The organism is Streptomyces sp. JLBT605 (assembly GCF_058215555.1).
Genome location: NZ_CM177087.1, coordinates 5,126,236 through 5,152,331, shown reverse-complemented (window position 1 = coordinate 5,152,331; position 26,096 = coordinate 5,126,236). Strand labels below are relative to the sequence as shown.

The window sequence follows — 26,096 nt, the reverse complement described above, 5'->3', positions numbered from 1 at the left end:
GCTCCCTTGAGGACCAGGACCCCAGGGATCGCAAGGGGTCCGCGCTTGCCGCAGACCTCGCTGCCTGCGGCCTGGTCATCACCCGGGGCACCCCGCCACGGACGGAGGGTTGCCGGACAGCGGGCCGGGGCCGTAGTCGCTGTCACTCGTGACCTGACGGGAAGTATGCCAAATGATCGCCGCAGCGCAAGTAGCCGTCCGCATGACGGGACGGCGATGGGGCCGGACCACCGGTCCGGCCCCATCGGCGGACTCCGCAAGGGAGTTACACGTTGCTGGCCTCGACCCAGCGCTGCAGGGCCCGCTGGGCCGAGCCCGAGTCGATGGACTCCGCGGCCCGGTCGATACCGGCCGCGATCTGCTCCGTCAGCGACCCGGGGCCCGGGTCGAGGGCGACCAGCGCGGCGGCCGCGTTCAGCAGCACCGCGTCCCGTACCGGGCCGCGCTCGCCGGCCAGCAGCCGCCGGGCCACGTCCGCGTTGTACGAGGCGTCGGCGCCGCGCAGCGCCTCCACCGGCACCAGGTCGATGCCGACATCGCGCGGGTCGAAGCGCTCCGGGCGCACCGTGCCCTCCTGGACCACCCACACCTGGGAGGGCGCGGTGACGGTCAGCTCGTCCAGGCCGTCCTCGCCGCGGAAGACCAGGGCCGACGAGCCCCGGTCGGCCAGCACGCCGGCGATGATCGGCGCCATCCGGGCGTCCGCGACCCCGGTCGCCTGGGCGGTGACCCTGGCCGGGTTGGTCAGCGGGCCGAGGAAGTTGAAGGTGGTGGGGATGCCCAGCTCGCGCCGGGCGGGCGCGACATGCCGCAGCGAGGGGTGGAACCTGACCGCGAAGCAGAAGGTGATGCCCGCTTCCTGGGCCACCTCGACGACGCGCCCCGGCGACAGCTCCAGGTTGACTCCCAGCTTCTCCAGCACATCGGAGGATCCGCTGGCCGAGGAGGAGGCGCGGTTGCCGTGCTTGACCACCTTCACCCCGGCGCCGGCCACGACCAGGGCGGACATGGTGGAGATGTTGACCGTCTTCGCCTGGTCCCCTCCGGTGCCGACGATGTCGACGGCCGGCCCCTCCACCTCGATCAGGGTCGCGTGCTCGTACATCGTGCGGACCAGCCCGGACACCTCGGCGACGGTCTCGCCCTTGGCGCGCAGCGCGACCGCGAAGCCGGCGATCTGCGCGTCGGTCGCCTCCCCGCGCATGATGCGGTCCATCGCCCAGGCGGTGTCGTCGGCGCTCAGGTCCACCCCGCGCAGCAGCGAGTTGAGAATCTCCGGCCAGCTGGTGGCCGTCGCACGCGGGTCGCCTCCGACTGGGCTGACAACGTCCATGGTCCGCTCCTGGATCCGCGGTGGGCTGAAAAGGCGGTCCGCCTGCCGCAGGCGGGGCCGTCAGCCAGCCTAGCGGCGCACCGCCGCCCGCCGCGGTCCTGCCCGCAGGGCGGACGCCGGGTTGGACGGTCCGGGAAACACGCCAGGGACAGGCCGAGGGCCCCGGTCCACCCCCGTGGGGGCGGGCCGGGGCCCTCGGCTGTGGCGTCAGCTCGACGAGCGGATGATCAGTGGTGGCCGTGGCCTTCGGTGATCTCCTTGTACTCCTCGGCGGTCGGCTTGGGGATCTGCGTGCCCTCGCCGTAGAGGCTCTTGGAGAGCTTCACACGGAGCTTCTCGGAACGCGTCACCTTGCGCCGCACGCCGTTCTCGTCGACCTCCGGCTCCAGCTCCAGCGGCTTGGGCTGGTCGTGCGAGGTCAGCTTGTGCAGCTGGTCCTGCGGGAGCGGCTCGTGCACCTCGATGAACTCACCGTGCGGCAGGCGCTTGATGATGCCGGTCTCGCGACCGTGCAGCACCTTGTCGCGGTCGCGGCGCTGCAGACCCAGGCAGATCCGCTTGGTCACGACGTAGGCGATCACCGGGCCGGCGAACATGCCGATCCGCACGAACCAGGTGACCTGGTTGATCGAGAGCGAGAAGTGGGTCGCCCACAGGTCGTTACCGCCACCGATCAGGGTGATCATGTAGAGGGTCACCCAGGCCACACCGAAGGCGGTGCGGGTCGGCCGGTTGCGCGGCCGGTCCAGGATGTGGTGCTCGCGCTTGTCACCGGTGGCCCAGGACTCGACGAACGGGTACACCGCCAGCGCGATCAGGACCAGCGGGAAGATCACGATCGGGATGAACACACCCAGGACGAGGGTGTGACCCCACGCGCTGATCTCCCAGCCCGGCATCACACGGACCAGACCCTCGGCGAAGCCCAGGTACCAGTCCGGCTGGGCGCCGGTGGACACCTGGTCCGGCCGGTACGGGCCGATGGCCCAGATCGGGTTGATCGTGGCGATCGCGGAGATGAACGCGATGACACCGAAGACCAGGAAGAAGAAGCCGCCCGCCTTGGCCGTGTAGACCGGGAAGAGCGGCATGCCCTCCACGTTCTTCTCGCTCCTGCCGGGCCCGGGCCACTGGGTGTGCTTGTGGTAGAAGACCAGGATCAGGTGGGCGACCACCAGGCCCAGCATGATGCCGGGCAGCAGCAGGATGTGGATCGAGTACAGCCGCGGAATGATGTCCATGCCGGGGAACTCGCCGCCGAAGAGGAACATCGACAGGTACGTGCCGATCAGCGGGATCGACAGCAGCACACCCTGCATGAAGCGGATACCGGTTCCGGAGAGCAGGTCGTCCGGCAGCGAGTAACCGGTGAAACCGGTGAACATGCCGAGGACGAAGAGCAGGAAGCCGAAGACCCAGTTGATCTCACGCGGCTTGCGGAACGCGCCGGTGAAGAACACCCGCATCATGTGGACGAGCATGCCGCCCAGGAAGATCAGCGCGGCCCAGTGGTGGATCTGCCGGATGAGCAGACCACCGCGGACCTCGAAGCTGATGTCCAGGGTCGAGGCGAACGCCTCGGACATCCGCACACCCTGCATCGGGACGTACGGACCGTGGTAGACGACCTCTTCCATGCTGGGGTGGAAGAAGAGCGTCAGGTAGACACCCGTGAGGATGATGACGATGAAGCTGTAGAGGCAGACCTCGCCCAGCATGAACGACCAGTGGTCCGGGAAGACCTTGCGCAGGCCGCCCTTGGCCAGCTTGTAGGTGCCCAGCCGACCGTCCATCCAGTCGGCGACCCGCTCGCCGGCCGGAGCCTTGCCCCTGCGTCGCGTTTCGGTAGTGGTGCTCATCCGCGCTCCCAAAAACCAGGGCCGACGGGCTCAGCGAAGTCGCCCATGGCTTCGAGGTAGCCCTCGTCGTTCACAGTGATCCGCAGCTGCGGCAGGGCGTGACCGGCCGGGCCGAAGATCACTCGGCCGCCGTCGGCGAGGTCGAACGTCGACTGGTGGCAGGGGCAGAGCACGTGGTGCGTCTGCTGCTCGTACAGGCTGATCGGGCAGCCGACGTGCGTGCAGATCTTGGAGAACGCGACGATGCCGTCGTGCGACCAGTCCAGCTCGCGCTTGTCCTTGATGTCCTCCGGCTTGATCCGGACGATCATCAGGGCGGCCTTGGCGATCTGCATCTGGAAGTCGTGGTCCTCCTCGCTCATGCCCTCGGGCATGGCGAAGGTCAGCGAACCCACGGGGATGTCCTCGGGACGCAGCGCCGTCATGGTGTTCTGGTTCATCAGGCGCTTGCCCTTGGCCCACTTGGTGTGCCGGAGCTTGTCCTCCGGCAGCGGACCGAGGTCGCGCAGCAGCACCAGGCCGGCGAGCGGCACCAGGGTCAGCGCGCCGAACATCGTGTTGCGCACCAGCTTGCGGCGGCCGAAGCCGGAGTCCGCGACGCCCTGGTTCCAGTCCTCGAAGACCTTCTCGCGAAGCTCCGGGGTCGCCTCGATCGGGTGACGCTCGTTGAACTCCTCGTGGTCCGACATCAGGGTGCGGGCCCAGTGGACCGCGCCCGCGCCGATGCAGAAGAGGGCGATGGCGAGCGTCAGGCCCAGCGCGAAGTTGAGCGAGCTGATGTGGCCGAGCGGGAAGACGTAGACGATCTCGTCGACCGGGAAGGCCACGAACGAGGCGATGAAGCCGATCGTGGCGAGCATCGACAGGGTGAACAGCAGTGCGACCGTGCGCTCGGAGCGCCGGGCGGCCCGCTCGTCGATGTCCTGGATCCGCGGCTCGTGCGGCGGCACACCGGGGTCGTGGAAGGGGTCTTCCGGAACGGCTACCGCCTCGGCGCCCTGCTCTGCCGGCAGGTTCTCTTCTTCTGGGATGTCTTGGGTACTCATGACTTCTTGGCCTTTGCGGTCCGGGCGCCAACCCAGATGGTGACGACGATCAGGGCGCCGAGACCGAAGATCCAGGCGAACAGGCCCTCACTGACCGGGCCGAGCCCGCCCAGTTCCATGCCGCCGGGGGTCTCGGTGTCCGAGCTGTTGACCTCGCCGAGGTACGCGATGATGTTCTGCTTCTCCTTCTCCGGCATGGTCGAGTCGGGGAAGGAGGGCATGTTCTGCGGGCCGGTCTGCATGGCCTCGTAGATGTGCTTCGGGCTGACGTTGTCGAGCTTCGGCGCGTACTTGCCGTCGGTGAGGGCGCCACCCTTACCGGTGAAGTTGTGGCACTGCGCGCAGTTCGTACGGAAGAGCTCACCGCCCTTGGCGATGTCCGCGTCCGAGGGGTCGTACTGGCTCTTGGTCGGCGTCTCCGGGCCGGGGCCGAGCGAGGCGATGTACGCGGCCAGCTGCTCGGTCTGGGCCTCGGTGTAGATCACCTTCTTCTTCGGGACCTGGGCTCCGGGCTGCTGCGCGGGCATGCGGCCGGTGCTGACCTGGAAGTCGACGGCGGCCGAACCGACGCCGACCAGGCTCGGGCCGTCGCTCGTGCCCTGTCCGCCGGTACCGTGGCAGGTTGCGCACCCCACGGTGTAGAGCTTCTTGCCCTCCTCGATGGCGAGGGACTGGGCGGAATCATCGGCCTTCGCCTTGTCCGCGGGTGCGAACGCGGCGTACAGCCCCCCAGTGACCGCCAGCGCGAAGAGTAGGACGACGACCGCCGCCAGCGGATGGCGTCGTCGTGCGGAGAGCTTTTTCACGGATTACCCCGGTGTCAGGATCTTCTGCGTCGATGCTTTAAGGACGTTGCTCCGGTGCGGGATGTGACATCCCGGCCGCCGGATTACTTGATCATGTAGATCGTGGCGAAGAGGCCGATCCAGACGACATCGACGAAGTGCCAGTAGTAGGACACGACGATGGCCGCGGTCGCCTGCTCGTGGGTGAACCTCTTGGCCGCGTACGTCCTGCCCAGGACCAGCAGGAAGGCGATGAGTCCGCCCGTCACGTGCAGTCCGTGGAAGCCGGTGGTCAGGTAGAACACCGAGCCGTACGGGTCGGACGAGAGCGAGAGACCCTCGTGCTTGACCAGTTCGGTGTACTCGAAGACCTGTCCGCCGATGAAGATGGCACCCATGATGAAGGTGATCACGAACCACATGCGGAGCTTCTTCACGTCACCGCGCTCGGCGGCGAACACGCCGAGCTGACAGGTGAGGGAGGAGAGCACCAGGATCGTGGTGTTGGTGGCCGAGAACGGGAAGTTCAGCGCATCGGCCATTTCCTTCCAGTGCTCGGAGCCCGTCACCGATCGAAGGGTGAAGTACATCGCGAAGAGGGCCGCGAAGAACATCAGCTCGGAACTCAGCCAGATGATGGTTCCGACGCTGGTGAGGTTCGGCCGGTTGACCGACGGGTGCGCGTGCCCGGTATCTACTGCTGTTGCTGTCGCCACGACCGACATTATGTCGGTCGCTTATCCAGCCCTCACTCCGGGGGGTGCCGTTCGGTGTGTCAGCACCCTGTGCGGGGCCCGAACGGCCCATCGCAGCACTGTTCGTACCGCTGCCGGAGGGGCGCGTGAGGAGTAGCATCCGCGGCACGGTTCCGGAACCGCAAGCGTGCCGTCTACGAGCGTGGAGGAACAATGCAGCCGACCGCCACGGTGCTGGTCTACAGCGATGACGCGACCGTCCGCGAGCAGGTCAGGCTGGCCGCCGGCCGGCGCCCGGCCCCCGACGTCCCGCCGGTCGAGTTCCTGGAGTGCGCCACCCTGCCCGCCGTGCTCTCCGCCCTGGAGGCGGGCGGCGTCGACGTCTGCGTGCTGGACGGCGAGGCCGTGCCGGCGGGCGGCATGGGGGTGTGCCGGCAGATCAAGGACGAGATCTTCCGCTGTCCGCCGGTGCTGCTGCTCATCGCCCGTCCGCAGGACGCCTGGTTGGCGACCTGGAGCCGCGCGGAGGCCGCCGTCACCCATCCGGTGGATCCGGTGGCGTTCGCCGACGCGCTGGCCGGACTGTTGCGCAGGAGACTGGAGCTCGGGGCCGCCTGAGCCTGGCGGCCGGGGGCCCTCGCCGCTCACACCACGGGCCGGGGGCCTCACACCGTGGGGCGGAGCCTGGCCGCGTCGGCCAGGCCGCCCCGGTCCGCCGTAGGCCGCAGCGCGCTGCCCTTCTTCCACTTCTCCCACGACATGTTCCAGTCGCCGAAGCCGTTGTCGAAGGGCGTCATGGTCGCGCCCCTGCTGCCCTGGACCTTGACGATGTCGCCGACGTGGATCGCGCCGAAGAACCAGCGGGCGTTCTCGGTGCTCATCCCGGTGCAGCCGTGGCTGACGTTCGCCGACCCCTGCGAGCCCACCGACCAGGGCGCCGCGTGCACGTATTCGCCGCTCCAGGTGACCCGGGTGGCCCAGTAGACCGGCAGGTCGTAGGAGTCCGAACTTCCCTCGGGAATGCCGATGCTGGTGCCGCGCATCCGTACGAAGGCTTCCTTGGCGAGGACCACCTTGACACCGTTGCGGGTGTCGAAACCGGGTCGTCCGGTGGTGATCGGGATGGTGCGGATCTTCTTGCCGTCGTGCAGCACGGTCATCTGGTGGGTACGCGCGTCCGTGATGGCCTCGATCCGGGCACCGGTGCGCAGCTTCAGCGGCTTGGAGGCCCCGCCGTACAGCCCGCGGCCGACCCTGACGCCGTCCAGTGCGGAGCGGACGGAGATGCGGGCGCCTGCGGGCCAGTAGGCCTTGGGCCGGTAGTGCAGGGTCCGCGCGTTCACCCAGTGCCAGGCGCCCTTGACCGCGGGCTGCGCCTCCACCTTCAGGGCGCTCTCCACCGCCGCGCGCCCCGAGGCGCTCTTGACCGGCCTGCTCAGCTCGGCGGTGATGGGCTGCCCCACCCCGTAGGTGCCGCTGTCCGGGCCGAAGGTGACGCGCAGTCGCCGGTCGGCGGGGGCGGTGTCGAAGCCGATGGTCCGGCGGCCGGGCCGGCCGACCGCGTCCTCGGTGCTCACCCGCAGCGTGTAGTGGGCCCCTGCGGCCAGCGGCGCGGTGCTGCGCCATCTCGTGCCGTCGGCGTTGAGTTCGCCGCGTACGTACCGTCCTGCGGCGTCCGTGGCGGTCACGTCGGTGATGTGGCTGCCGTCCCCCTTGACGGTCACCTCCAGGGGCTTGTCCGGATCGACCTGCCTGCCCGTGGCGAGGCCGCCGAAGGCGACGTGCCCCGCGGCGTCGTACGGCTTGGCGGCGAGCGGATCCGAGGACGAGCCGCCGCAGCCGGCGAGGCCCGCCGCGAGCGGCGCCACCAGCAGGGCGCAGACCGGGACAGTGCGGGTACGAGAGCTGTGACTCATAAACCACAAACTATGAAGAAATGGCAGGAACGGCGCGCCGGATGACTGCAATCGAGGGGCGCCGGGACCGCTCGGGGCGGATCGCGCGGTCCCGGATGACGCGAGCGGATCACGCGAGCGGATGACGTGAGCGGATGACGGACGGTACGACGAAGGGCCCGGACACCTGAGGAGGTGTCCGGGCCCTGTCTTGCTCGCCGCGCGCGGCGTCGTGCGTGAGCTACTGGTTCTGGTTCTCGCCGCGGTAGTACTCGAACACCCAGCCGAAGAGGCCGACCAGGATGATCGGGGCCGAGAAGTACAGCAGCCACCAGCCGAAGATGACGCCCATGAAGGCGAACGCGCCACCGACGGCCAGGGACAGCGGCTGCCAGCTGTGCGGGGAGAAGAAGCCCAGCTCACCAGCGTCGTCCGCGACGTCAGCGTCCTTGTTGTCCTGCGCTCCGGTGTCCACCCGGCGAGCCGTGAAGGCCAGGTAGTAGCCGATCATGATGCACAGGCCGAAGGCCAGGAACAGCGCGGTGGTGCCCGCCGGCTCCTTCGACCACACGCCGTAGACCACGGCCATGGCGAGGACGAAGACGGCGAGCCAGATGAACATCCGGCCTTGGACCTTCACTTGCCGGCCTCCTTGCCGCCCGCCAGGGCCTTGTCTTCGGCGTGCTCGCCCAGGTTTTCCAGCTGGTCAAGCGCCGCGATCTCCGGGTGGTGCAGGTCGAACGCCGGGGATTCGGAGCGGATGCGGGGCAGGGTGAGGAAGTTGTGCCGCGGCGGCGGGCAGGAGGTCGCCCACTCCAGCGAGCGGCCGTAACCCCACGGGTCGTCGACCTCGACCTTCTTGCCGTACTTCGCCGTCTTCCACACGTTGTAGAAGAACGGCAGGATCGACAGGCCCAGCAGGAAGGAGCTGATCGTCGAGATGGTGTTCAGCGTGGTGAAGCCGTCGGCGGCCAGGTAGTCCGCGTAACGGCGCGGCATGCCCTCGGCACCCAGCCAGTGCTGGACGAGGAAGGTGCCGTGGAAGCCGATGAACAGCGTCCAGAAGGTGATCTTGCCGAGCCGCTCGTCCAGCATCTTGCCGGTGAACTTCGGCCACCAGAAGTGGAATCCGGAGAACATCGCGAACACCACGGTGCCGAAGATCACGTAGTGGAAGTGCGCGACGACGAAGTACGAGTCCGAGACGTGGAAGTCCAGCGGCGGCGAGGCCAGGATGACGCCGGTCAGTCCACCGAAGGTGAAGGTGATCAGGAAGCCGACGGCCCACAGCATGGGTGTCTCGAAGCTGAGCGAGCCCTTCCACATGGTGCCCAGCCAGTTGAAGAACTTCACACCGGTGGGAACCGCGATCAGGAAGGTCATGAAGGAGAAGAACGGCAGCAGCACACCACCGGTGACGTACATGTGGTGCGCCCACACCGTCACCGACAGACCCGCGATCGCGATGGTCGCGGCGATCAGGCTGCCGTAACCGAACATCGGCTTGCGCGAGAAGACCGGCACGACCTCGGAGATGATGCCGAAGAACGGCAGCGCGATGATGTACACCTCAGGGTGGCCGAAGAACCAGAACAGGTGCTGCCACAGCAGCGCGCCACCGTTGGACGCGTCGAAGACATGCGCGCCGAACTTGCGGTCCGCCTCCAGCGCGAACAGCGCCGCGGCCAGCACCGGGAAGGCCAGCAGCACCAGCACACCGGTCAGCAGCACGTTCCAGGTGAAGATCGGCATCCGGAACATCGTCATGCCCGGGGCACGCATGCAGATGATGGTGGTGATGAAGTTGACCGAGCCCAGGATCGTACCGAAACCGGAGAACGCCAGACCCATGATCCACATGTCCGCGCCCACACCCGGGGAGCGGACCGCGTCCGACAGCGGGGAGTAGGCGAACCAGCCGAAGTCGGCCGCGCCCTGCGGGGTGATGAACCCGGCCACCGCGATCAGCGAACCGAACAGGTAGAGCCAGTAGGCGAACATGTTCAGCCGCGGGAAGGCCACATCCGGCGCACCGATCTGCAGCGGCATGATCCAGTTCGCGAAGCCCGCGAACAGCGGCGTGGCGAACATCAGCAGCATGATCGTGCCATGCATCGTGAACGCCTGGTTGAACTGCTCGTTCGACATCATCTGCGTGCCGGGACGCGCCAGCTCGGCGCGCATGAACAGCGCCAGCAGACCACCGATGCAGAAGAACGCGAACGAGGTGACCAGGTACAGCGTACCGATGGTCTTGTGGTCAGTGGTCGTCAGCCACTTCACCACGACATTGCCGGGCTGCTTGGTGCGGACTGGCAGCTCGTCCTCGTAGGAGGCGGCTTCGCTCGCCGCCCGAGGTTCGTTTTCGATGCTCACTTCTGCTTCGTCTCCGCGTTCTTGGCATGGTCAGTCTGCTCGATACCCGACGGGATGTAGCCGGTCTGACCCTTGTCCTTGAGCTCCTTCAGGTGCGCCCGGTACTCCTCGGGGGAGACGACCTTGACGTTGAAGAGCATCCGGGAGTGGTCGGCGCCGCAGAGCTCGGCGCACTTGCCCATGAAGGTGCCCTCCTTGTTCGGAGTCACCTGGAAGCGGTTGGTGTGCCCGGGGATGACGTCCTGCTTCATCAGGAACGGCACGACCCAGAACGAGTGGATGACGTCCCGGGAGGTCAGGATGAACTCGACGGTCTCGCCCTTGGGCAGCCACAGCGTGGGACCGGGCCAGCCCTTGTCCGGGTTCCGGTCGCCCGGGATGCCCGCGTCGTAGACACCCTCGGCGCCGGCGGGCACGGTGGCCAGCATGCGGTCCGGGATGTTGGCGATGTTCTCCGGCGGAGTGTTCTGCTTCGGGAGCTTCTCGTCGCCCTTCTTGGCCTTGTACGTGTAGCCCGTGGCGGCGTCGCCGTCCACGTTCTCCATGTAGTTGAAGCCCCAGCTCCACTGGTAGCCCACGACGTTGACGACGTGGTCGGGCTTCTTGTCGACCTTGAGGAGCTCGTTCTCGTCACGGGCCGTGAAGTAGAAGAGCACCGAGACGATGATGATCGGGACCACGGTGTACAGCGCCTCGATGGGCATGTTGTACCGGGTCTGCGGAGGAACCTCGACCTTGGTCCTGCTGCGCCGGTGGAAGATGCAGCTCCACAGGATCAGGCCCCACACCAGGACGCCGACCGCGAGGGCAGCAGCCCAGGAGCCCTGCCACAGGGAGAGGATCCGCGGCGCCTCTTCCGTAGCGGGATCGGGCAATCCGAGGCGGGGGAAGTCCTTGGATGTGCAACCGGTGGCGGTCGCCAGGACCAAGCCCGCGGACAGCGCCTGCAGCAGCTTCCGCCGCACCGGGCGCCGCGACGAGCGGTCGGAGCCGTTGGGACTCACGTAGCGCCTTCCCGAGAGTCTCGCCCGCGCGGCCGGCTGCGGCCGTCTCGCTGGTCGGTCGCCGGCCCGGTGCGGGCAGGGGTTTGGATGTTTATGCGGACCAAACCCTACTGGACGCCTTTTAGGGCCGCGCGGGGAGGGTGCCCAACGCGCCGCGTCACTCCCCGAAGGGGTGGAATAACGGCCTCCGCCAGCGGTTCCGCCCTGGTGGGCCCCGCCGTTGACGGGCCGTCGAGCCGTGCCCTGGCGAGCGTGTGGACACGGTATCCGAGCGAGGCCGGACAGAGGCGGAGCGGCACGGCCGAATCCCCCTCCCCCGGCCACCCTGGCCGGAAACGGTTCCGTCTCCCTGGCGGGGCCGCACCGCCGCGCATGACCGGACGGTTCCGCCACCGGGCGGGGGCTGCGCGAGTGACCGCGCGGGGACTGCCCGGGACCGCGCGGGGACCGCGCCACCCCGGCCGTTGCCCCGCCGCCGCCCATGGCCGGACGACTCGGCCCTTGCCCGCACGGGCCGAGCGACTAGCGTTCGTTACGTGCCCTACTTCGACGCCGCCTCTTCCGCCCCGCTGCACCCCGTCGCCCGGCAGGCGCTGGTCGCCGCCCTCGATGAGGGCTGGGCCGACCCGGCCAGGCTCTACCGCGAGGGGCGGCGCGCCCGGATGCTGCTGGACGCCGCCCGGCAGACCGCGGCCGAGGCGGTCGGCTGCCGCCCCGACGAACTGGTCTTCACCAGCTCGGGGACGCGCGCGCTGCACGACGGCATCGCCGGAGCGCTGGCGGGCCGCCGCCGGGCCGGCCGCCACCTGATCGTCTCGGCCGTCGAGCACTCCGCGGTGCTGCACTCCGCCGCGGCGCACGAGGCCGCCGGCGGAACCGTCACCGAGGTGCCGGTGGACCGTACCGGCCGGGTCGCGCCCGGTTCCTACGCGGCGGCGCTGCGCGAGGCGCCCGGCCCGACCGCCCTGGCCTGCCTCCAGTCGGCCAACCACGAGGTCGGCACCGAGCAGCCGGTCGCCGCGATCGCCGAGGAGTGCCGGGCGGCCGAGGTGCCGCTGCTGGTCGACGCGGCGCAGTCGCTGGGCTGGGGTCCGGTCGAGGGCGACTGGTCGCTGCTGACGGGAAGCGCCCACAAGTGGGGCGGACCGGCCGGGGTCGGGCTGCTGGTGGTGCGCAAGGGGGTGCGGTTCGCCGCCCAGGGACCGGCGGACGAACGGGAGTCCGGGCGCGCGGCCGGTTTCGAGAACCTCCCGGCGATCGTCGCCGCCGCGGCCTCGCTGCGAGCGGTGCGGCAGGAGGCGGCGGCCGAGTCGGCGCGGCTGCGGGAGCTGGTGGACCGGATCCGCAGGCGGGTGCCGGAGCTGGTGCCCGAGGTGGAGGTGGTAGGCGATCCGGTGCGGCGGCTCCCGCACCTGGTCACCTTCTCCTGTCTCTATGTCGACGGGGAGACATTGCTGCACGAGCTGGACCGTGCCGGGTTCTCCGTCTCCTCCGGTTCCTCCTGCACCTCCAGCACGCTGACGCCCAGCCATGTGCTGCGGGCGATGGGGGTGCTGTCGGAGGGGAACGTACGGGTGTCGCTGCCGGCCGGCACCGAGGCGGCGGAGGTGGAGCGCTTCCTGGAGCTGCTGCCGGGAGTGGTGCGATCGGTGCGCGAGCGGCTGGGTGCCCCCGCCGCGGCGACGCTCCCGGAGGTGGCCGCGACGAGCGCCGCACCGGCGGGCGCGCCGACCGCCGGGCCGGCCGCGACGGATGCGACGGATGCGACGGCCGCGACGGCCGCGACGGATGCGAGGACCGAGTCGGCGCCGGACGCGCCGTCCGAGCCCAACGAGCCGGCGGACGCGCTGGTCGTCGACTCCCTCGGCAAGCGCTGCCCCATTCCGGTGATCGAGCTGGCCAAGGTGATCGGCGAAGTGCCGGTCGGCGCCGTGGTGGCGGTGCTCTCCGACGACGAGGCGGCCCGGCTGGACATCCCCGCCTGGTGCGCCATGCGCGGCCACGACTACCTGGGTGAACGCCCGGCCGAGCGCGGAACGGCCTACCGGGTGGCGCGCAGCCGATAGGGCGTGCCCGGTGGGTCGCCACTCCTTCTCCTACGGCGACCCACCGGAGCGCCCACAGCCCCCCGGGCGTGCCGGGGGGCTGTGGGCTGTGGGCTCTCGGCCGATCAGGCCAGGTGGCTGCGGACCTCGGCCGCCGCATCGTCCCCGTACGCCTTCGCGAAGCGCTCCATGAAGTGGCCGCGCCGCAGCTCGTACTCCTGGGTGCCGAGCGTCTCGATCACCAGGGTCGCGAGCATGCAGCCGATCTGGGCCGACCGCTCCAGCGGCAGCTCCCAGGAGAGACCGGCGAGGAAGCCCGCGCGGAAGGCGTCGCCGACCCCGGTCGGGTCGACCTTGGCGTCCTCCTCCGGGCAGCCGACGACGATCGGCTCCTCACCCGAGCGCTCGATGCGCACCCCGCGCGCGCCCAGCGTGGTGACGCGGGCGCCGACCTTGCCGAGGATCTCGTCGGCGCTCCAGCCGGTCTTGTTCTCGACCAGGGCCTTCTCGTACTCGTTGGTGAAGAGGTATTCGGCGCCCTCGATGAGGCCGCGGATGTCCTCGCCGTCCATCCGCGCGAGCTGCTGCGAGGGGTCGGCGGCGAACGGGATGCCCCGGGTGCGGCACTCCTCGGTGTGCCGGACCATCGCCTCGGGGTCGTCCGCGCCGATCAGCACCAGGTCGAGCCCGCCGACGCGGTCGGCCACCGGCTGCAGCTCGATCTGCCGGGCCTCGCTCATCGCACCGGTGTAGAAGGACGCGATCTGGTTGTGGTCGGTGTCCGTGGTGCACACGAAGCGGGCCGTGTGCAGGACCTCGGAGATGCGGACCGAGGCGGTGTCCACCCCGTGCCGGTCCAGCCACGCGCGGTACTCGGCGAAGTCCGAGCCGGCGGCGCCCACCAGGATCGGCCGCAGGCCGAGCACGCCCATGCCGAAGCAGATGTTCGGGGCGACGCCGCCGCGGCGGACGTCGAGCGTGTCGACCAGGAAGGAGAGGGAGACCGTGTGCAGCTGGTCGGCGACCAGCTGATCGGCGAAGCGGCCGGGGAAGGTCATCAGGTGGTCGGTAGCGATGGAGCCGGTGACTGCGATGCGCACGGCGAATCTGCTCCTGCGAAGGACGGCGAATTCTGACGCTTCACGCTACCCGGTCCATGGGTCACCCAACGAACGGGCGAAACTACCCGATAGTAGGGCCTTCTTCACCGCCCGAGCGCTGCATACGGTGCTTTTGTACGGGGCCGCGAGCGCGGCCCCCCGGAACGGGAGCTTCCATGCATCAGCAGACCACCCCCGACCTTCCCGGAACCACCGGCACCGACGCCGAGGCCGAGTCGCTGGCCGAGTTGCGCGGCGACTGCGCCGCGATGGCCGCCCACTGGTCCGCCACCGTAGCGCCGGTCCCGGACCGCGTCTCCCCCTCGCGCATCCACGGGGTCACCGTTCCGCCGAAGTCCGCCCGTCTGGTGGACGGCATGTCCGACTACGGCGACTGACCGCCGCGCCGGGAACCGCCCGCCGGGAACCGCCCGCCGGAAACGCTCGCCCGGGCAGCGCCCTCGGGAAAGGCGCGCCCGGAAAACGAACGCGGGGAACCGCTCGCCGCCCTGCTCCGTCACAGCGGCGTCCCATGAAGGGGACGAGCCGTACACATCGAGCGGAGCACGAAGGAGCGGACCGGTGAGCGAGAGCACCGAAGACACCCCTCAGACCCCCGGCCCCGACGTCGACGACGCCCCGGCCCGCCGACGGCGTTCGCCGCTGGCCGTCGCCTCGGTCGCCGCGGCCGTGCTGCTCGCCGGTGGCGGCGGAGCGTACTGGGCGGCGGTGGCGTCCGGCGACGGCGGGTCGGGCGGTGGATCGGCCCAGGGCGGAGCCCCCGAGCCGCTGGCGCTGGACCAGTACCCCGGCGTGGGGAAGGGCGAGTCGGGGACCGGCGCGTCGCACGGCATCGCGGTCGGAGAGCACAATCCGTACGGCACGCGGTACAAGGCCGGCGGCAAGCTGCCCGACGGGCCGAAGTCCGCGCCGGCCTATCTGACCGGGGGGAAGGTCACCAAGGAAGAGGTGGCCCGGCTGGCGAAGGCGCTGGACGTCTCCGGCACTCCGCACGCCGATCGGCTCGTCTGGAAGGTCGGCGGCACTCCGGACGCGATGAGCCCGACCCTCCAGGTCAACCAGGAGGGCCCGGGCGGCTGGATGTACTCGATGTACGGCACCCCCGGCGGCTCCACCTGCGTCGAGCGGCCGCTGGGTGTTGGCTCCCCCGACGACAGCGTCTCCTCCTCGGATGCCGAGGAGGGCCCGGCACCCAAGGGCTGCGGCAGCCTCCGCGGCGGCTCCGGTGCCTCCGGCGGCTCCACGGCCGTCTCCGAGCAGGCCGCGAAGCGCGCCGCCGCGCCGGTGCTGAAGACGCTCGGGCTGAGCGGGGCGAAGCTGGACGCCGGTGAGGTGCACGGCGCGCTGCGCGTGGTCACCGCGAGCCCGGTGATCGGCGGGCTGCCCACGCACGGCTGGCAGACCCGGCTGCAGATCGCCGCGGACGGCTCCGTCGTCGGCGGCAGCGGGATGCTCTCGGAGCTGAAGCCGACCGGGGACTATCCGCTGCTCAGCGCCGAGAAGACGCTGAAGCGGCTGAACGACGACGCGGCCGGAGGGGTGGCGCCGAAGAAGCCGACGAACTGCGCGGTGCCGGTGCCGCACACCGACGGCTCGGAGCCGGGCGCCGACGGCAAGGGCAAGGACAGCAAGACCACGGACGGCACGGTCGGTGGCGGCAAGGGCAAGGACGGGTCCGCCGAGTGCGCGCCGGCGCCCGGCAGGCCCGCCACCATGACCGTGGAGAAGGCCACCTTCGGGCTGGCGGCCCACTCGGTGGACGGCCGGTACGCGCTGGTGCCGTCGTGGATCTTCGAGGTGCGCTCGCCGGGCGCGAGCGGCGATGGGGCCACGTCGTTCGTCGCCCCGCCCGCGATCGACCCGGCGTTCGTCAAGGGGACCGCGGCGGACGGCGGCGAGGAGCAGGCCCCCGGCGATGAGCCGGCAGCCCCCGGCGAGGAGCCGGGCCAGGAGGCCGCACCGGGCACCCCCGTCAAGCCGGGCAAGTGGGACTCCACCGAGCATGCCGTCGCCTATGCGACGCACGGCAGGACGCTGACCCTGCGCTTCTTCGGCGGAGTGTGCTCCACCTACACCGGCACCGCCGAGGAGTCGTCCGGCGAGGTGAAGGTCCGGATCACCGGCGAGCGGGACGAGCCGGGTCGGCCGTGCATCACGCTCGCGCAGGAGCAGGAGACGAAGGTGACGCTCGACAAGCCGCTGGGCGACCGGAAGGTGGTCGACGCCTCCACCGGTGAGACCGTGCCGGTGAGGTGACCGGAGCGCCCATGAGCCGAGGGCGGCGCGGGCGCTGAACATACGCGAAGGCGGTGGTCCCGGATCGGGACCACCGCCTCCACGCGTCTCGCCGGACGGCCGGCGAGGCTCAGCTGAAGGAGTCGCCGCAGGCGCAGGAGCCGGTGGCGTTCGGGTTGTCGATGGTGAAGCCCTGCTTCTCGATGGTGTCCACGAAGTCGATGGAGGCACCGCCCAGGTACGGGGCGCTCATGCGGTCGGTGACGACCTTGACGCCGTCGAAGTCCTTCACCACATCGCCGTCGAGCGAACGCTCGTCGAAGAAGAGCTGGTAGCGCAGGCCCGAGCAACCACCGGGCTGGACGGCGACGCGCAGCGCGAGGTCGTCGCGGCCTTCCTGCTCCAGCAGGCTCTTGACCTTCGACGCGGCGGCGTCGGACAGGATGATGCCCTCGCTCGCGGTGGTCTCGTCCTGAACGGTCATCTGCTTCTCTCCAGGGTCGTACGGACTGCTTGCCGTCGGCTTCAACCAGCGGCAACCCGGATTCATTCCGGGGCCCAGCGCATTTCTCGTGTGCCCCTCATGCTCGCACACCGCTCAGGCACACGGGAATGCGTCACATCGACGCGATGGCCATCGTCAACGTGACACAAACCGGTTATGATAAATAGCGTCAGTATGACGACAAGCCTCGTTCGGGGCTTCCCGCAGACGAAGAAAGAAGGGTGCGTGTCGTGACCACCGCCCAGCCACTCGATGTCCAGCCGACACCGCTCGCCCTGCTTCTGCTCGGCCGCGAGGCCGACCCGAAGAGCGAACGCGGCGTGGAGTGTCCCGGCGATCTGCCCGCGCCCTCCGACCCGGACCTGGTGGAGCGCGCCCGCGCGGCGAAGGCAAAGCTCGGGGACAAGGTCTTCGTCCTCGGCCACCACTACCAGCGCGACGAGGTCATCGAGTTCGCCGACGTCACCGGCGACTCCTTCAAGCTCGCCCGGGACGCGGCCGCCCGGCCGGACGCCGAGTACATCGTCTTCTGCGGTGTGCACTTCATGGCCGAGTCCGCGGACATCCTCACCGGCGACGACCAGCAGGTCATCCTCCCCGACCTGGCCGCGGGCTGCTCGATGGCCGACATGGCCACCGCCGAGCAGGTCGCCGAGTGCTGGGACCGGCTCACCGAGGCGGGCATCGCCGAGCTCACCGTCCCGGTCTCGTACATGAACTCCTCCGCGGACATCAAGGCGTTCACCGGCAAGCACGGCGGCACCATCTGCACCTCCTCCAACGCCAAGCGCGCCCTGGACTGGGCGTTCGAGCAGGGTGAGAAGGTCCTCTTCCTGCCCGACCAGCACCTCGGGCGGAACACCGCGGTCCGCGACATGGGGATGTCGCTGGACGACTGCGTCGTCTACAACCCGCACAAGCCGAACGGCGGGCTGACCGACGAGGAGCTGCGCGCCGCGAAGATGATCCTGTGGCGCGGGCACTGCTCGGTGCACGGCCGCTTCTCGCTGGACTCGGTCAACGACGTGCGGGAGCGGATCCCGGGCGTCAACGTGCTGGTGCACCCCGAGTGCAAGCACGAGGTCGTGGCGGCGGCGGACTACGTCGGCTCCACGGAGTACATCATCAAGACGCTGGAGGCCGCCCCGGCCGGGTCCAAGTGGGCCATCGGCACGGAGCTGAACCTGGTGCGCCGGCTGGCGAACCGTTTCGCCGACCAGGGCAAGGAGATCGTCTTCCTCGACAAGACGGTCTGCTTCTGCTCCACGATGAACCGGATCGACCTGCCGCACCTGGTGTGGGCGCTGGAGTCGCTCGCGGCGGGCAAGGTCGTCAACCGGATCCAGGTCGACCGGGAGACCGAGAGCTTCGCGAAGCTGGCGCTGGAGCGGATGCTCGCGCTGCCGTAGGCAGCCTGCCTTTGAGCCGGGGCTCCGCCCCGGGCCCTCCCCCAGACTTCGTCGGGGGGACCCCCAGTCCTCAATCGCCGGACGGGCTGATCTTGCCCATCCGGCGATTGAGGACTCCCCGCGCCCCTTATGCCCGGGGGCGGACCAGGCCGGTTTCGTAGGAGATGACCACCAGCTGGGCCCGGTCGCGCGCGCCGAGCTTCGCCATCGCCCGGTTGACGTGCGTCTTCACGGTGAGCGGGCTGACCTCCAGCCGCTCGGCGATCTCGTCGTTCGACAGGCCGCCCGCGACCTGCACCAGCACCTCGCGCTCCCGCGAGGTCAGCGCGTCCAGCCGGGCCGAGTCGTAGTCGGCCGGCTGGTCGCCGCCGCCCTGGGCCAGGAACCGGGCGATCAGCCCCTTGGTCGCGGCGGGCGAGAGCAGCGCCTCGCCGCCCGCCGCGACCCGGATCGCGGACAGCAGTTCCTCGGGCTCGGCGCCCTTGCCCAGGAAGCCGCTGGCGCCCGCGCGCAGCGACTCCACGACGTACTCGTCCACCTCGAAGGTGGTCAGCATGACCACCCGCACCCCGGACAGCCGCGGGTCCTCGGTGATCATGCGGGTGGCCGCCAGCCCGTCGGTGCCGGGCATCCGAATGTCCATCAGCACCACGTCGGCGCCCTGCTCGCGGGCGATCTTCACCGCCTCGGCGCCGTCCGACGCCTCGCCGACCACCTCCATGTCCGGCTCGGAGTCGACCAGTATCCGGAACGCGCTGCGGAGCAACGCCTGGTCGTCGGCGAGCAGCACCTTGATCGTCATTCGGGGTCCCCTCCCGTGCGGGCCTGCAGGGGAAGTCTCGCCCGTACCCGGAAGCCGCCCTCGCTCCGGGGTCCGGCTTCGCACTCGCCGCGCAGCGCGGCGACCCGCTCCCGCATGCCGATCAGCCCGTGTCCGCCACCCCCATCGCCGCCGGCCCTGCCGTCGTGCCGGCCGCCGGCGCCGTCCTCCGCCGGACCTCCGCCCGCGCCGTCGTCCTCCACGGTGACCTCCAGCGCGGCCCGGGACCGGACGATCCGCACCTCGGCCTTGGCCTGCGGCCCGGCGTGCTTGTGCACATTGGTCAGCGCCTCCTGCACCACCCGGTAGGCGGTCAGGTCCACGCTCGCGGCCAGCGCTCCGGGCCCCTCCGCCGGCTCGATGGTGACCGCGACGCTCAGCCCGGCGCGTACGAAGCCGTCGACGAGCTGGCCGAGGACACCGAGGCCGGGGGCCGGCTCGGTGGGAGCGGCCGGGTCGCCGTACTGGCGCAGCAGGCCGACGGTGGCGCGCAGTTCGTCGAGCGCCGAGCGGCTCGCCTCCCGGACGTGCGCGAGGGCCTGTTTTGCCTGGTCGGGGCGGTTGTCCATGACGTGCGAGGCCACCCCGGCCTGCACGTTGACCAGGGCGATGTGGTGGGCGACGACGTCATGCAGCTCGCGGGCGATGCGCAGCCGCTCCTCGGCGACCCGGCGGCGGGCCTCCTCCTCACGGCTCTGCTCCGCCCGCACCGCGCGCTCCTCTATGGCGGCCACGTACGCCCGGCGGCTGCGCACCGCGTCCCCGGCGGCCGCGGCCATGCCGGTCCAGGCGAAGACCCCCAGATGCTCCGCGGCGTACCAGGGGCCGGTGCCCAGCAGCATGCTGGACCCGCTGATGACCGCGACGGTGGCGGCGCCGATCCGCCAGGTGGTGGGCCGATCGGTGCGCGAGGCGACGGTGTACAGCGCCACCACGACGCTGAGGATGATCGCGCCGCGCGGCGGGCCGTCCCGCACCGGGCCCACCAGCTCGGCGAGCGACGCGGCGCTGGTGAAGGCGAGCACGCTGCGCGGGTACCGGCCGCGCAGGATCAGGGCCGCGGAGGCGAGCGCGCAGACGAGCACGAAGACGGCGCCGAGCGGGGCGGGCTCGGTGTGGCGCGGATTGGTCACCGCGCCGATCAGGATGGTGCCGAAGACGCCCAGGGCCAGCACGGTGTCCAGGGCGTAGGGATGCGCGCGCAGCCAGCGGTAGGAGCGGGCGAGGCCCGGTCCGGCGGCGAAGGGAGTCACGGCATCCAAAGGTAAGTGCTGGGGCGCGTCCGGTGTGCCCCGCTTGCCACCTGGATCAGCCGGGTGGACTTCGGTCAGCTGGGGATGAGCCCGTCGTCGCTGAGCATCCGCTTGACCTCGTCCAGGGTGGCGTCGGATGCCGGGAGGATCAGCTCGGACGGCTCCAGGGTGTCGTCCGGCAGGGGCTCGCCCAGTGCTCGCACGGCGTCGAGGAGGGCCGCGAGGGTGCGCCGGAAGCCTTCCTCGTCCCCCCGCTCGACCTCGGCGAGCAGTTCGTCGTCCAGCTTGTTCAGGCCGGAGAAATGGCTGTCCGCCAGCTTCAGCTGCCCCTCCCCCATGATGCGTACGATCACGACGCCTCCTGAAGAGATCCGCCCGGCGAGGGGCCGCCGGCTCAGCTCTTGTCGAACTTGTGCTGCCCCTGGGCCTGCTCGGTCCGCTCCGGCCGGCCGCCCTCAATAGCCTGCTGCGGACCGCTGCCGCCCGCCAGTTCGGCCTTCATCCGCTGGAGCTCCAGCTCCACGTCCGCCCCACCGGAGATCCGCTCCAGCTCGGCGGTGAGGTCGTCCTTGGCCATGCCGGTCGGGTCGTCCAGGGCGCCGGAAGCCAGCAGCTCGTCGATCGCGCCCGCGCGCGCCTGCATCTGGGCGGTCTTGTCCTCGGCACGCTGGATCGCCATGCCGACGTCGCCCATCTCCTCCGAGATGCCGGAGAACGCCTCGCCGATCCGGGTCTGCGCCTGGGCGGCGGTGTAGGTGGCCTTGAGGGTCTCCTTCCGGGTGCGGAAGGCGTCGACCTTGGCCTGCAGCCGCTGCGCGGCCAGCGTCAGCTTCTCCTCCTCGCCCTGGAGGGTCCGGTGCTGCGTTTCCAGGTCGGTGACCTGCTGCTGGAGCGAGGCGCGCCGGGACAGCGCCTCGCGCGCCAGGTCCTCGCGGCCCAGTGCCAGCGCCTTGCGGCCCTGGTCCTCCAGCTTGACGGACTGGCTCTGCAGTTGATTGAGCTGGAGCTCCAGGCGCTTGCGCGAGGTGGCCACGTCGGCGACGCCGCGTCGCACCTTCTGCAGCAGCTCCAGCTGCTTCTGGTACGAGTAGTCGAGGGTCTCGCGCGGATCCTCGGCCCGGTCGAGGGCCTTGTTGGCCTTCGCGCGGAAGATCATCCCCATACGCTTCATGACACCGCTCATGGGCTTCGCGCGCCCCCTTCTGACGGACGAGACTCCGGCACACCCTGACAGACCCAGCGTACGGGCCCTGCTTCCATTACCGCACTGTCCGGAGCCGCTCGTACTCCTCCTCCAGGACGATCGGCGGTGCCGTCTCTCCGGCGGAGGGAGGAGCCCGGTGAAGCGGGCGACCAGCCGGTCCGCCGGGGCACGCTACGGCGGGTTGCCGTTGCCGGATCGTTCCCCTCGGGGCTGGGGCCCACACCCCGGGACCCCGTACCCTTGGGTTTCGTGTTCCGAAGCCGTTCGAAGGAAGAGCAGGCCGCGCCCGCCAAGGTGACCGCGGACCAGCCACAGCAGCCGTCCCGTAACCCGCAGGCGCCCAAGGGCCGCCCCACGCCCAAGCGCAGCGAGGCCCAGTCGCAGCGCCGCAGCCTGGCGCAGACGCCGACCAACCGCAAGGAGGCCGCGCGGCGGCAGCGGGAGGCCCGGCGCGTCGACCTCGCCCGGCAGCGCGAGGCGCTGGCCAATGGTGACGAGCGGTACCTGCCCGCCCGGGACAAGGGTCCGGTGCGGCGGTTCGCGCGTGACTACGTGGACTCCCGGTTCGTGATCGCGGAGTTCTTCCTGCCGCTGGCCGTGCTCATCCTGGTGCTGAGCATGATCCAGGCCGGTGCCATGCAGAGCTATGTGCTGCTGGCGTGGATGGTCGTGATCCTCCTGATCGTCGCGAACTCCGTCGTGATCGGGGTTCGGCTCAAGCGGCAGCTGCGGCAGCGCTTCCCCGACGAGAACCTGCGCGGCGCGGTGCCGTACGCCCTGATGCGCACCCTTCAGATGCGTCGTCTGCGGCTGCCCAAGCCGCAGGTCAAGCGCGGAGAGCGGCCCTGAGCCCGACCCAGCCGCCGGCTTCTTCGGCCGGCTTCGCGCAGGGCTTCTCCGGTGGTGCCGAAGGCTGGCTGAGCGGCCTTGGGGGCTTGCGGAACACCGTGCGGCAGGAACTGGTCGCCCGCCAGCTCGACGAGCGGATCGCCGCCCGCTATCCGGTGGGCCGGCGGCTGCGGGTGCTCGACGTCGGTCTCGGCCAGGGCACCCAGGCGCTCCGGCTGGCCCGGGTGGGCCATGAGGTGACCGGCCTGGAGTCCGATCCGGCGATGCTGGACGCGGTGCGCGGCACGCTGGCCGGCGAGCCGGAGGGCATCCGGGAGCGGGTGCGGCTGATCGAGGGCGACGGCCGGGACACCGGCGCGCACTTCCTGCCCGGCTCCTTCGACGTGGTGCTCTGCCACGGCGTGCTGATGTACGTGCCGGAGCCGGACCCGATGCTGGCCGGGCTGGCCCGGGTGCTGGCGCCCGGCGGCCTGCTGTCCCTGCTGGTACGCAACGCCGACGCGCTCGCCCTGCGGCCGGGCATGGCCGGGGACTGGGACACCGCGCTGGCGGCCTTCGGATCGCCGGTCTACACCAACCGCCTGGGGCTGCGGGTGCGCGCGGACCGGCTGGCGGACCTGACGGCGACCCTCGCGGGTATAGGGGTGCCGCTGGACACCTGGTACGGCGTCCGGCTCTTCACCGATCAGGCCGGCGACGACGAACTGCCACCGGAGCCCGAGCGGCTGGCCCGGCTGCTGGCGGCCGAGGACCGCGCCGGGCGCACCGACCCGTATCGCGCGGTCGCCGCGCTGCTGCACCTGTGCGGGGTACGGGGCGGCTGACCCCAGAGCGCCCCGGGCCCGGCCGCCGACCGGGCCCGGCAACCCCTGGCTGACCCGTACAGCCGACCGGCATGGCCGCGGTTCCCGGTGAAAGGGACACTTCCGTCATGGACGGATCTCGCCCCCACAGACACCCGCCGGCCGCCGTCGCCCTGTCCACGCTGGTGCTGTTCACCGGATGGGGGGCGACGGGATGCGGCCTCGGGGACCGGCCCGGCAAACACGCCGGGCCGCTCGCCCCCTCCCCGTCGGTCTCCGCGCCCGCCTCCGGCAGCGGACTCTCCCCCGCCCAGGGCAGTGCCGAGCTCCAGGAGGGGTACGAGAAGACGGTCGCGGCGGTGCTCCCCTCGGTCGTCCAGATCACCACCGGGGACAGCCTGGGCTCCGGGGTGGTCTACGACCGCAAGGGCCATGTGGTCACCAATGCCCATGTGGTCGGCGACGCCAAGACCTTCGACGTCACGCTGGCCACGGGCAAGGAGACCCGGTCGGCCTCCCTGGTGGCCAGCTACCCGGAGCAGGACCTGGCCGTGATCAAGCTGGACGGTGTGCCGCGCGGGCTGAAGCCGGCCGTCTTCGCCGACTCCTCGACGGTGCAGGTCGGGCAGATCGTGCTGGCCATGGGCAGCCCGCTGGGGCTCTCCGGCAGCGTCACCCAGGGCATCGTCTCGGCGGTGGGCCGCACGGTCAGCGAGAACGACCAGGAGGGCGGCGCGACCACCATGAACGATCTGGTGCAGACCTCCGCGGCGATCAACCCGGGCAACAGCGGCGGCGCGCTGGTCAACCTCGCCGACCAGGTCATCGGGGTGCCGACCCTGGCCGCGACCGCCCCGGACCTGGGGGACTCGGCGGCCGGAATCGGATTCGCCATCCCCTCCTCCACGGTGACCGAGATCGCCGATCAGATCATCCGGGACGGCAAGGTCACCGCCTCGGGGAAAGCGGCGCTCGGCATCACCGCCCGCACCGTGCTCGGCGACGACTACCGGCCGCAGGGTGTGGCCGTGGTCTCGGTCGCCGACGGCGGCTCGGCCGCCGAGGCCGGGATCGAGGCGGGCGACGTCATCACCGCCCTGAACGGCACCCAGATCGGCTCGATGACCGCGCTGTCCGAGGCGCTGGCCGCCCATGAGCCCGGTGACAAGGCGACCGTCGGCTTCGAGCGGGACGGCGAGCGCCGGACGGTGGAGGTCACCCTCGGCGAGCTGTGACCGGCGCCGCCCGGCGCGTCCTCCGCCACGAGGGCTAGGACTGAGCGTGCAGGCTCATCGGCCCGTAGATCTCCGCGCCGTCCTCGAACAGCCGCACCTGGTCCGCGCCGCCCTCCAGCAGTTCCTGCCAGACCTGGCCGATCCAGGACTCGGCGTCCCCCTGGTTCTGGAATTCCTCGGGCTCCACCGCGGGCTCGGTCTCCGTACCGTCCGACTTCTCGAACCGCCAGGTCCACGCCATGTACGCCTCCTCGATCACGCCGTTCGCAAGGGTGCTGCTCGGTGGTGCTCCTGGCAGCCTAGGCGCTGATCACCGCCCATGGGGACGGTCCGGACGTCGCGGGGACCACTGCGGGCTCACCCCAAGTGGTGGCCCCGCGCGCCCGCCCGGCGCCGACGCGAGACGATCAGGGCGTGGAACTCACTCTCCTCGGCACCGGGGCCCCGGACGGGCTGCCGCGCCACGGCTGCCCCTGCGCGGCCTGCGCCGCCGCCGTGGGCGACGAGGCGCGGGCGTCGACCGCGCTGCTCGTCGATGGCGCCCTGCTGCTCGATCTGACCCCCGGTCCGGCGTTCGCGGCCGCGCGCGCCGGGCATTCGCTGACCGGTGTGCGGCAGGTGCTGCTGTCGCATCCGCACGACGGCCCGGCGTTCGAGTACCCGGCGGGGCTGCCCACGCCCGCGCGGGTGCCGGACGGGCGGGAGCTGGCGCTGATCAGCGGGCACCGGGTACTGGCCGTCGCGCTGGACGCCCCCGGCACCGGCTACGAGGTCACCGGTCCGGACGGCGACCGGCTGCTCTACCTCCCGCCGGGCGCCGCCCCCGCCGGCCTCGCGGAGTCCGGGCAGGCCCTGCCGTACGACATGGTGCTGCTGGACGTACTGGGCCGCCCGGACGCGCTGGCCCGGCTGCGGGCGGCGGGCGCGGTGACCGCCACCACCGATGTGCTCGCCGTCCATCTGGGCCACGAGGTGCCGCCCGGCCCCGAGTTGCACCGCCGGCTGGCCGCCGCGGGCGCGCGGGCGGTGCCGGACGGGTCGACGCTGACCGTCGGCGAGTACCGCTTCGTCCCGGACCTGCCCCGGCGCACCCTGGTGCTGGGCGGGGCGCGGTCGGGGAAGTCGGTGGAGGCGGAGCGGCGGCTGGAGTCGTTCCCGGAGGTGCTGTACGTGGCCACCGGGGGCTCCCGGGACGGCGACCCGGAGTGGGCCGCGCGGATCGCGCTCCACCGCGAGCGGCGGCCGGGCAGCTGGCGGACCACCGAGAGCTGCGACCTGGTGCCGCTGCTCGCCTCGGACGGGCCGCCGCTGCTGATCGACTGCCTGTCGCTGTGGCTGACGGACGCGATGGACGCGGTGGGCGCGTGGGACGACACCAGCTGGGCGGAGGGCGGCGAGAGGGCCCTGCGGGAACGGGTGTCGGAGCTGGTCGCGGCGGTACGGGCCACCGGGCGCACGGTGGTCGCGGTGAGCAACGAGGTGGGCTCCGGGGTGGTGCCGGCCACCGCCGCCGGGCGCCGCTTCCGGGACGAACTGGGCCGCCTGAACGCGGCGTTCGCGGCGGAGTGCGAGCACGTCCTGCTGGTCGTGGCGGGACAGGCGCTGGCGCTACGCGGCTAGTTTG

25 protein-coding genes and 1 riboswitch are annotated in these 26,096 nt (G+C 71.0%); of the genes, 9 read left to right on the top strand and 16 right to left on the bottom strand.

What is annotated here, in order from left to right; all coding sequences use genetic code 11:
• Positions 1-36 precede the first annotated feature (36 nt).
• A riboswitch (SAM riboswitch) is annotated at positions 37-154 on the bottom strand.
• Between the two features lie 111 nt (positions 155-265).
• The 5 genes from trpD to ctaE form a co-directional block, all read right to left on the bottom strand.
• On the bottom strand, positions 266-1,333 hold the full coding sequence (gene trpD / locus AC4BDD_RS22470) for an anthranilate phosphoribosyltransferase (protein ID WP_490687261.1): 1,068 nt from the start codon (positions 1,331-1,333) through the stop codon (positions 266-268).
• 227 nt (positions 1,334-1,560) lie between these two features.
• Positions 1,561-3,192, bottom strand: coding sequence for a cytochrome bc1 complex cytochrome b subunit (gene qcrB, locus AC4BDD_RS22465; protein ID WP_490687260.1), 1,632 nt, complete (start codon positions 3,190-3,192; stop codon positions 1,561-1,563).
• Positions 3,189-4,238 carry a cytochrome bc1 complex Rieske iron-sulfur subunit gene (gene qcrA, locus AC4BDD_RS22460; protein WP_490687259.1) on the bottom strand — a complete coding sequence of 350 codons (1,050 nt, stop codon included), beginning with the start codon at positions 4,236-4,238 and terminating at the stop codon, positions 3,189-3,191. Before qcrA ends, qcrB begins: the two co-directional genes overlap by 4 nt.
• Positions 4,235-5,044: a cytochrome bc1 complex diheme cytochrome c subunit gene (qcrC, locus tag AC4BDD_RS22455; RefSeq protein ID WP_490687258.1), complete on the bottom strand. Its 810-nt coding sequence runs from the start codon at positions 5,042-5,044 to the stop codon at positions 4,235-4,237. The genes qcrA and qcrC overlap by 4 nt, the downstream gene beginning before the upstream one ends.
• 83 nt (positions 5,045-5,127) lie before the next feature.
• Positions 5,128-5,748 (bottom strand): aa3-type cytochrome oxidase subunit III, encoded by a 621-nt coding sequence (gene ctaE, locus AC4BDD_RS22450; protein WP_490687257.1) that lies wholly within the window; start codon positions 5,746-5,748, stop codon positions 5,128-5,130.
• A 183-nt stretch (positions 5,749-5,931) separates the two neighbouring features.
• Here ctaE and AC4BDD_RS22445 point away from each other — a divergent pair, with 183 nt between their 5' ends.
• Positions 5,932-6,336, top strand: coding sequence for a hypothetical protein (locus AC4BDD_RS22445; RefSeq protein ID WP_490687256.1), 405 nt, complete (start codon positions 5,932-5,934; stop codon positions 6,334-6,336).
• A gap of 47 nt (positions 6,337-6,383) precedes the next feature.
• Here AC4BDD_RS22445 and AC4BDD_RS22440 read toward each other — a convergent pair whose 3' ends face one another.
• From AC4BDD_RS22440 to ctaC, 4 genes are all read right to left on the bottom strand, one after another.
• On the bottom strand, positions 6,384-7,634 hold the full coding sequence (locus AC4BDD_RS22440) for a L,D-transpeptidase (RefSeq protein ID WP_490687255.1): 1,251 nt from the start codon (positions 7,632-7,634) through the stop codon (positions 6,384-6,386).
• Between the two features lie 220 nt (positions 7,635-7,854).
• Positions 7,855-8,253: a cytochrome c oxidase subunit 4 gene (locus tag AC4BDD_RS22435; protein ID WP_490687254.1), complete on the bottom strand. Its 399-nt coding sequence runs from the start codon at positions 8,251-8,253 to the stop codon at positions 7,855-7,857.
• Positions 8,250-9,989, bottom strand: coding sequence for an aa3-type cytochrome oxidase subunit I (gene ctaD, locus AC4BDD_RS22430; protein ID WP_490687253.1), 1,740 nt, complete (start codon positions 9,987-9,989; stop codon positions 8,250-8,252). The genes AC4BDD_RS22435 and ctaD overlap by 4 nt, the downstream gene beginning before the upstream one ends.
• Entirely contained in the window at positions 9,986-10,993 is a 1,008-nt protein-coding gene (gene ctaC / locus AC4BDD_RS22425) for an aa3-type cytochrome oxidase subunit II (protein WP_490687252.1), read from the bottom strand. The genes ctaD and ctaC overlap by 4 nt, the downstream gene beginning before the upstream one ends.
• A gap of 536 nt (positions 10,994-11,529) precedes the next feature.
• Here ctaC and AC4BDD_RS22420 point away from each other — a divergent pair.
• Positions 11,530-13,059: a cysteine desulfurase/sulfurtransferase TusA family protein gene (locus AC4BDD_RS22420; protein WP_490687251.1), complete on the top strand. Its 1,530-nt coding sequence runs from the start codon at positions 11,530-11,532 to the stop codon at positions 13,057-13,059.
• Between the two features lie 104 nt (positions 13,060-13,163).
• On the opposite strand, the gene AC4BDD_RS22415 is transcribed toward AC4BDD_RS22420, so the two are convergent.
• Positions 13,164-14,138 carry a carbohydrate kinase family protein gene (locus AC4BDD_RS22415; protein ID WP_490687250.1) on the bottom strand — a complete coding sequence of 325 codons (975 nt, stop codon included), beginning with the start codon at positions 14,136-14,138 and terminating at the stop codon, positions 13,164-13,166.
• A gap of 176 nt (positions 14,139-14,314) precedes the next feature.
• Here AC4BDD_RS22415 and AC4BDD_RS22410 point away from each other — a divergent pair, with 176 nt between their 5' ends.
• Together AC4BDD_RS22410 and AC4BDD_RS22405 are read left to right on the top strand one after the other, a co-directional pair.
• Entirely contained in the window at positions 14,315-14,536 is a 222-nt protein-coding gene (locus AC4BDD_RS22410) for a hypothetical protein (RefSeq protein WP_490687249.1), read from the top strand.
• A gap of 184 nt (positions 14,537-14,720) precedes the next feature.
• Entirely contained in the window at positions 14,721-16,415 is a 1,695-nt protein-coding gene (locus AC4BDD_RS22405; RefSeq protein ID WP_490687248.1) for a hypothetical protein, read from the top strand.
• A gap of 109 nt (positions 16,416-16,524) precedes the next feature.
• Here AC4BDD_RS22405 and erpA read toward each other — a convergent pair whose 3' ends face one another.
• Positions 16,525-16,878 (bottom strand): iron-sulfur cluster insertion protein ErpA, encoded by a 354-nt coding sequence (gene erpA, locus AC4BDD_RS22400; protein WP_135340779.1) that lies wholly within the window; start codon positions 16,876-16,878, stop codon positions 16,525-16,527.
• A 251-nt stretch (positions 16,879-17,129) separates the two neighbouring features.
• Here erpA and nadA point away from each other — a divergent pair, with 251 nt between their 5' ends.
• Positions 17,130-18,308, top strand: coding sequence for a quinolinate synthase NadA (gene nadA / locus AC4BDD_RS22395; protein WP_490687247.1), 1,179 nt, complete (start codon positions 17,130-17,132; stop codon positions 18,306-18,308).
• A gap of 127 nt (positions 18,309-18,435) precedes the next feature.
• Here the strand turns inward: nadA and AC4BDD_RS22390 are convergent, their stop codons facing one another.
• From AC4BDD_RS22390 to AC4BDD_RS22375, 4 genes are all read right to left on the bottom strand, one after another.
• Positions 18,436-19,110 carry a response regulator gene (locus AC4BDD_RS22390; protein WP_490687246.1) on the bottom strand — a complete coding sequence of 225 codons (675 nt, stop codon included), beginning with the start codon at positions 19,108-19,110 and terminating at the stop codon, positions 18,436-18,438.
• Positions 19,107-20,390, bottom strand: coding sequence for a sensor histidine kinase (locus tag AC4BDD_RS22385; RefSeq protein ID WP_490687245.1), 1,284 nt, complete (start codon positions 20,388-20,390; stop codon positions 19,107-19,109). The genes AC4BDD_RS22390 and AC4BDD_RS22385 overlap by 4 nt, the downstream gene beginning before the upstream one ends.
• Before the next feature lie 65 nt (positions 20,391-20,455).
• Positions 20,456-20,734, bottom strand: a complete 279-nt coding sequence (pspAA, locus tag AC4BDD_RS22380) for a PspA-associated protein PspAA (RefSeq protein ID WP_490687244.1) — start codon at positions 20,732-20,734, stop codon at positions 20,456-20,458.
• A 41-nt stretch (positions 20,735-20,775) separates the two neighbouring features.
• Positions 20,776-21,564 carry a PspA/IM30 family protein gene (locus tag AC4BDD_RS22375; RefSeq protein ID WP_490687243.1) on the bottom strand — a complete coding sequence of 263 codons (789 nt, stop codon included), beginning with the start codon at positions 21,562-21,564 and terminating at the stop codon, positions 20,776-20,778.
• 231 nt (positions 21,565-21,795) lie between these two features.
• Between AC4BDD_RS22375 and AC4BDD_RS22370 the strand changes: the two genes are divergently transcribed.
• From AC4BDD_RS22370 to AC4BDD_RS22360, 3 genes are all read left to right on the top strand, one after another.
• Positions 21,796-22,434, top strand: coding sequence for a DUF3043 domain-containing protein (locus AC4BDD_RS22370; protein ID WP_490691891.1), 639 nt, complete (start codon positions 21,796-21,798; stop codon positions 22,432-22,434).
• Positions 22,435-22,520: 86 nt separating this feature from the next.
• Positions 22,521-23,258: a class I SAM-dependent methyltransferase gene (locus tag AC4BDD_RS22365; protein WP_490687242.1), complete on the top strand. Its 738-nt coding sequence runs from the start codon at positions 22,521-22,523 to the stop codon at positions 23,256-23,258.
• A 107-nt stretch (positions 23,259-23,365) separates the two neighbouring features.
• The gene (locus tag AC4BDD_RS22360; protein ID WP_490687241.1) at positions 23,366-24,472 is read left to right on the top strand and encodes a S1C family serine protease; all 1,107 of its coding nucleotides are present in this window, start codon (positions 23,366-23,368) and stop codon (positions 24,470-24,472) included.
• Between the two features lie 34 nt (positions 24,473-24,506).
• Here the strand turns inward: AC4BDD_RS22360 and AC4BDD_RS22355 are convergent, their stop codons facing one another.
• Positions 24,507-24,713, bottom strand: a complete 207-nt coding sequence (locus tag AC4BDD_RS22355) for a hypothetical protein (protein WP_490687240.1) — start codon at positions 24,711-24,713, stop codon at positions 24,507-24,509.
• Positions 24,714-24,886: 173 nt separating this feature from the next.
• Between AC4BDD_RS22355 and AC4BDD_RS22350 the strand changes: the two genes are divergently transcribed.
• Complete coding sequence (locus AC4BDD_RS22350; protein WP_490687239.1) at positions 24,887-26,092, top strand: bifunctional adenosylcobinamide kinase/adenosylcobinamide-phosphate guanylyltransferase; 1,206 nt, start codon at positions 24,887-24,889, stop codon at positions 26,090-26,092.
• Positions 26,093-26,096 lie beyond the last annotated feature (4 nt).

Bases quoted from the DNA above. Each gene is read 5' to 3' on its own strand.
- trpD (WP_490687261.1), bottom strand. From the start codon at position 1,333: ATGGACGTTGTCAGCCCAGTCGGAGGCGACCCGCGTGCGACGGCCACC.
- qcrB (WP_490687260.1), bottom strand. From the start codon at position 3,192: ATGAGCACCACTACCGAAACGCGACGCAGGGGCAAGGCTCCGGCCGGC.
- qcrA (WP_490687259.1), bottom strand. From the start codon at position 4,238: ATGAGTACCCAAGACATCCCAGAAGAAGAGAACCTGCCGGCAGAGCAG.
- ctaE (WP_490687257.1), bottom strand. From the start codon at position 5,748: ATGTCGGTCGTGGCGACAGCAACAGCAGTAGATACCGGGCACGCGCAC.
- AC4BDD_RS22445 (WP_490687256.1), top strand. From the start codon at position 5,932: ATGCAGCCGACCGCCACGGTGCTGGTCTACAGCGATGACGCGACCGTC.
- AC4BDD_RS22440 (WP_490687255.1), bottom strand. From the start codon at position 7,634: ATGAGTCACAGCTCTCGTACCCGCACTGTCCCGGTCTGCGCCCTGCTG.
- AC4BDD_RS22410 (WP_490687249.1), top strand. From the start codon at position 14,315: ATGCATCAGCAGACCACCCCCGACCTTCCCGGAACCACCGGCACCGAC.
- erpA (WP_135340779.1), bottom strand. From the start codon at position 16,878: ATGACCGTTCAGGACGAGACCACCGCGAGCGAGGGCATCATCCTGTCC.
- AC4BDD_RS22390 (WP_490687246.1), bottom strand. From the start codon at position 19,110: ATGACGATCAAGGTGCTGCTCGCCGACGACCAGGCGTTGCTCCGCAGC.
- AC4BDD_RS22375 (WP_490687243.1), bottom strand. From the start codon at position 21,564: ATGAGCGGTGTCATGAAGCGTATGGGGATGATCTTCCGCGCGAAGGCC.
- AC4BDD_RS22360 (WP_490687241.1), top strand. From the start codon at position 23,366: ATGGACGGATCTCGCCCCCACAGACACCCGCCGGCCGCCGTCGCCCTG.
- AC4BDD_RS22355 (WP_490687240.1), bottom strand. From the start codon at position 24,713: ATGGCGTGGACCTGGCGGTTCGAGAAGTCGGACGGTACGGAGACCGAG.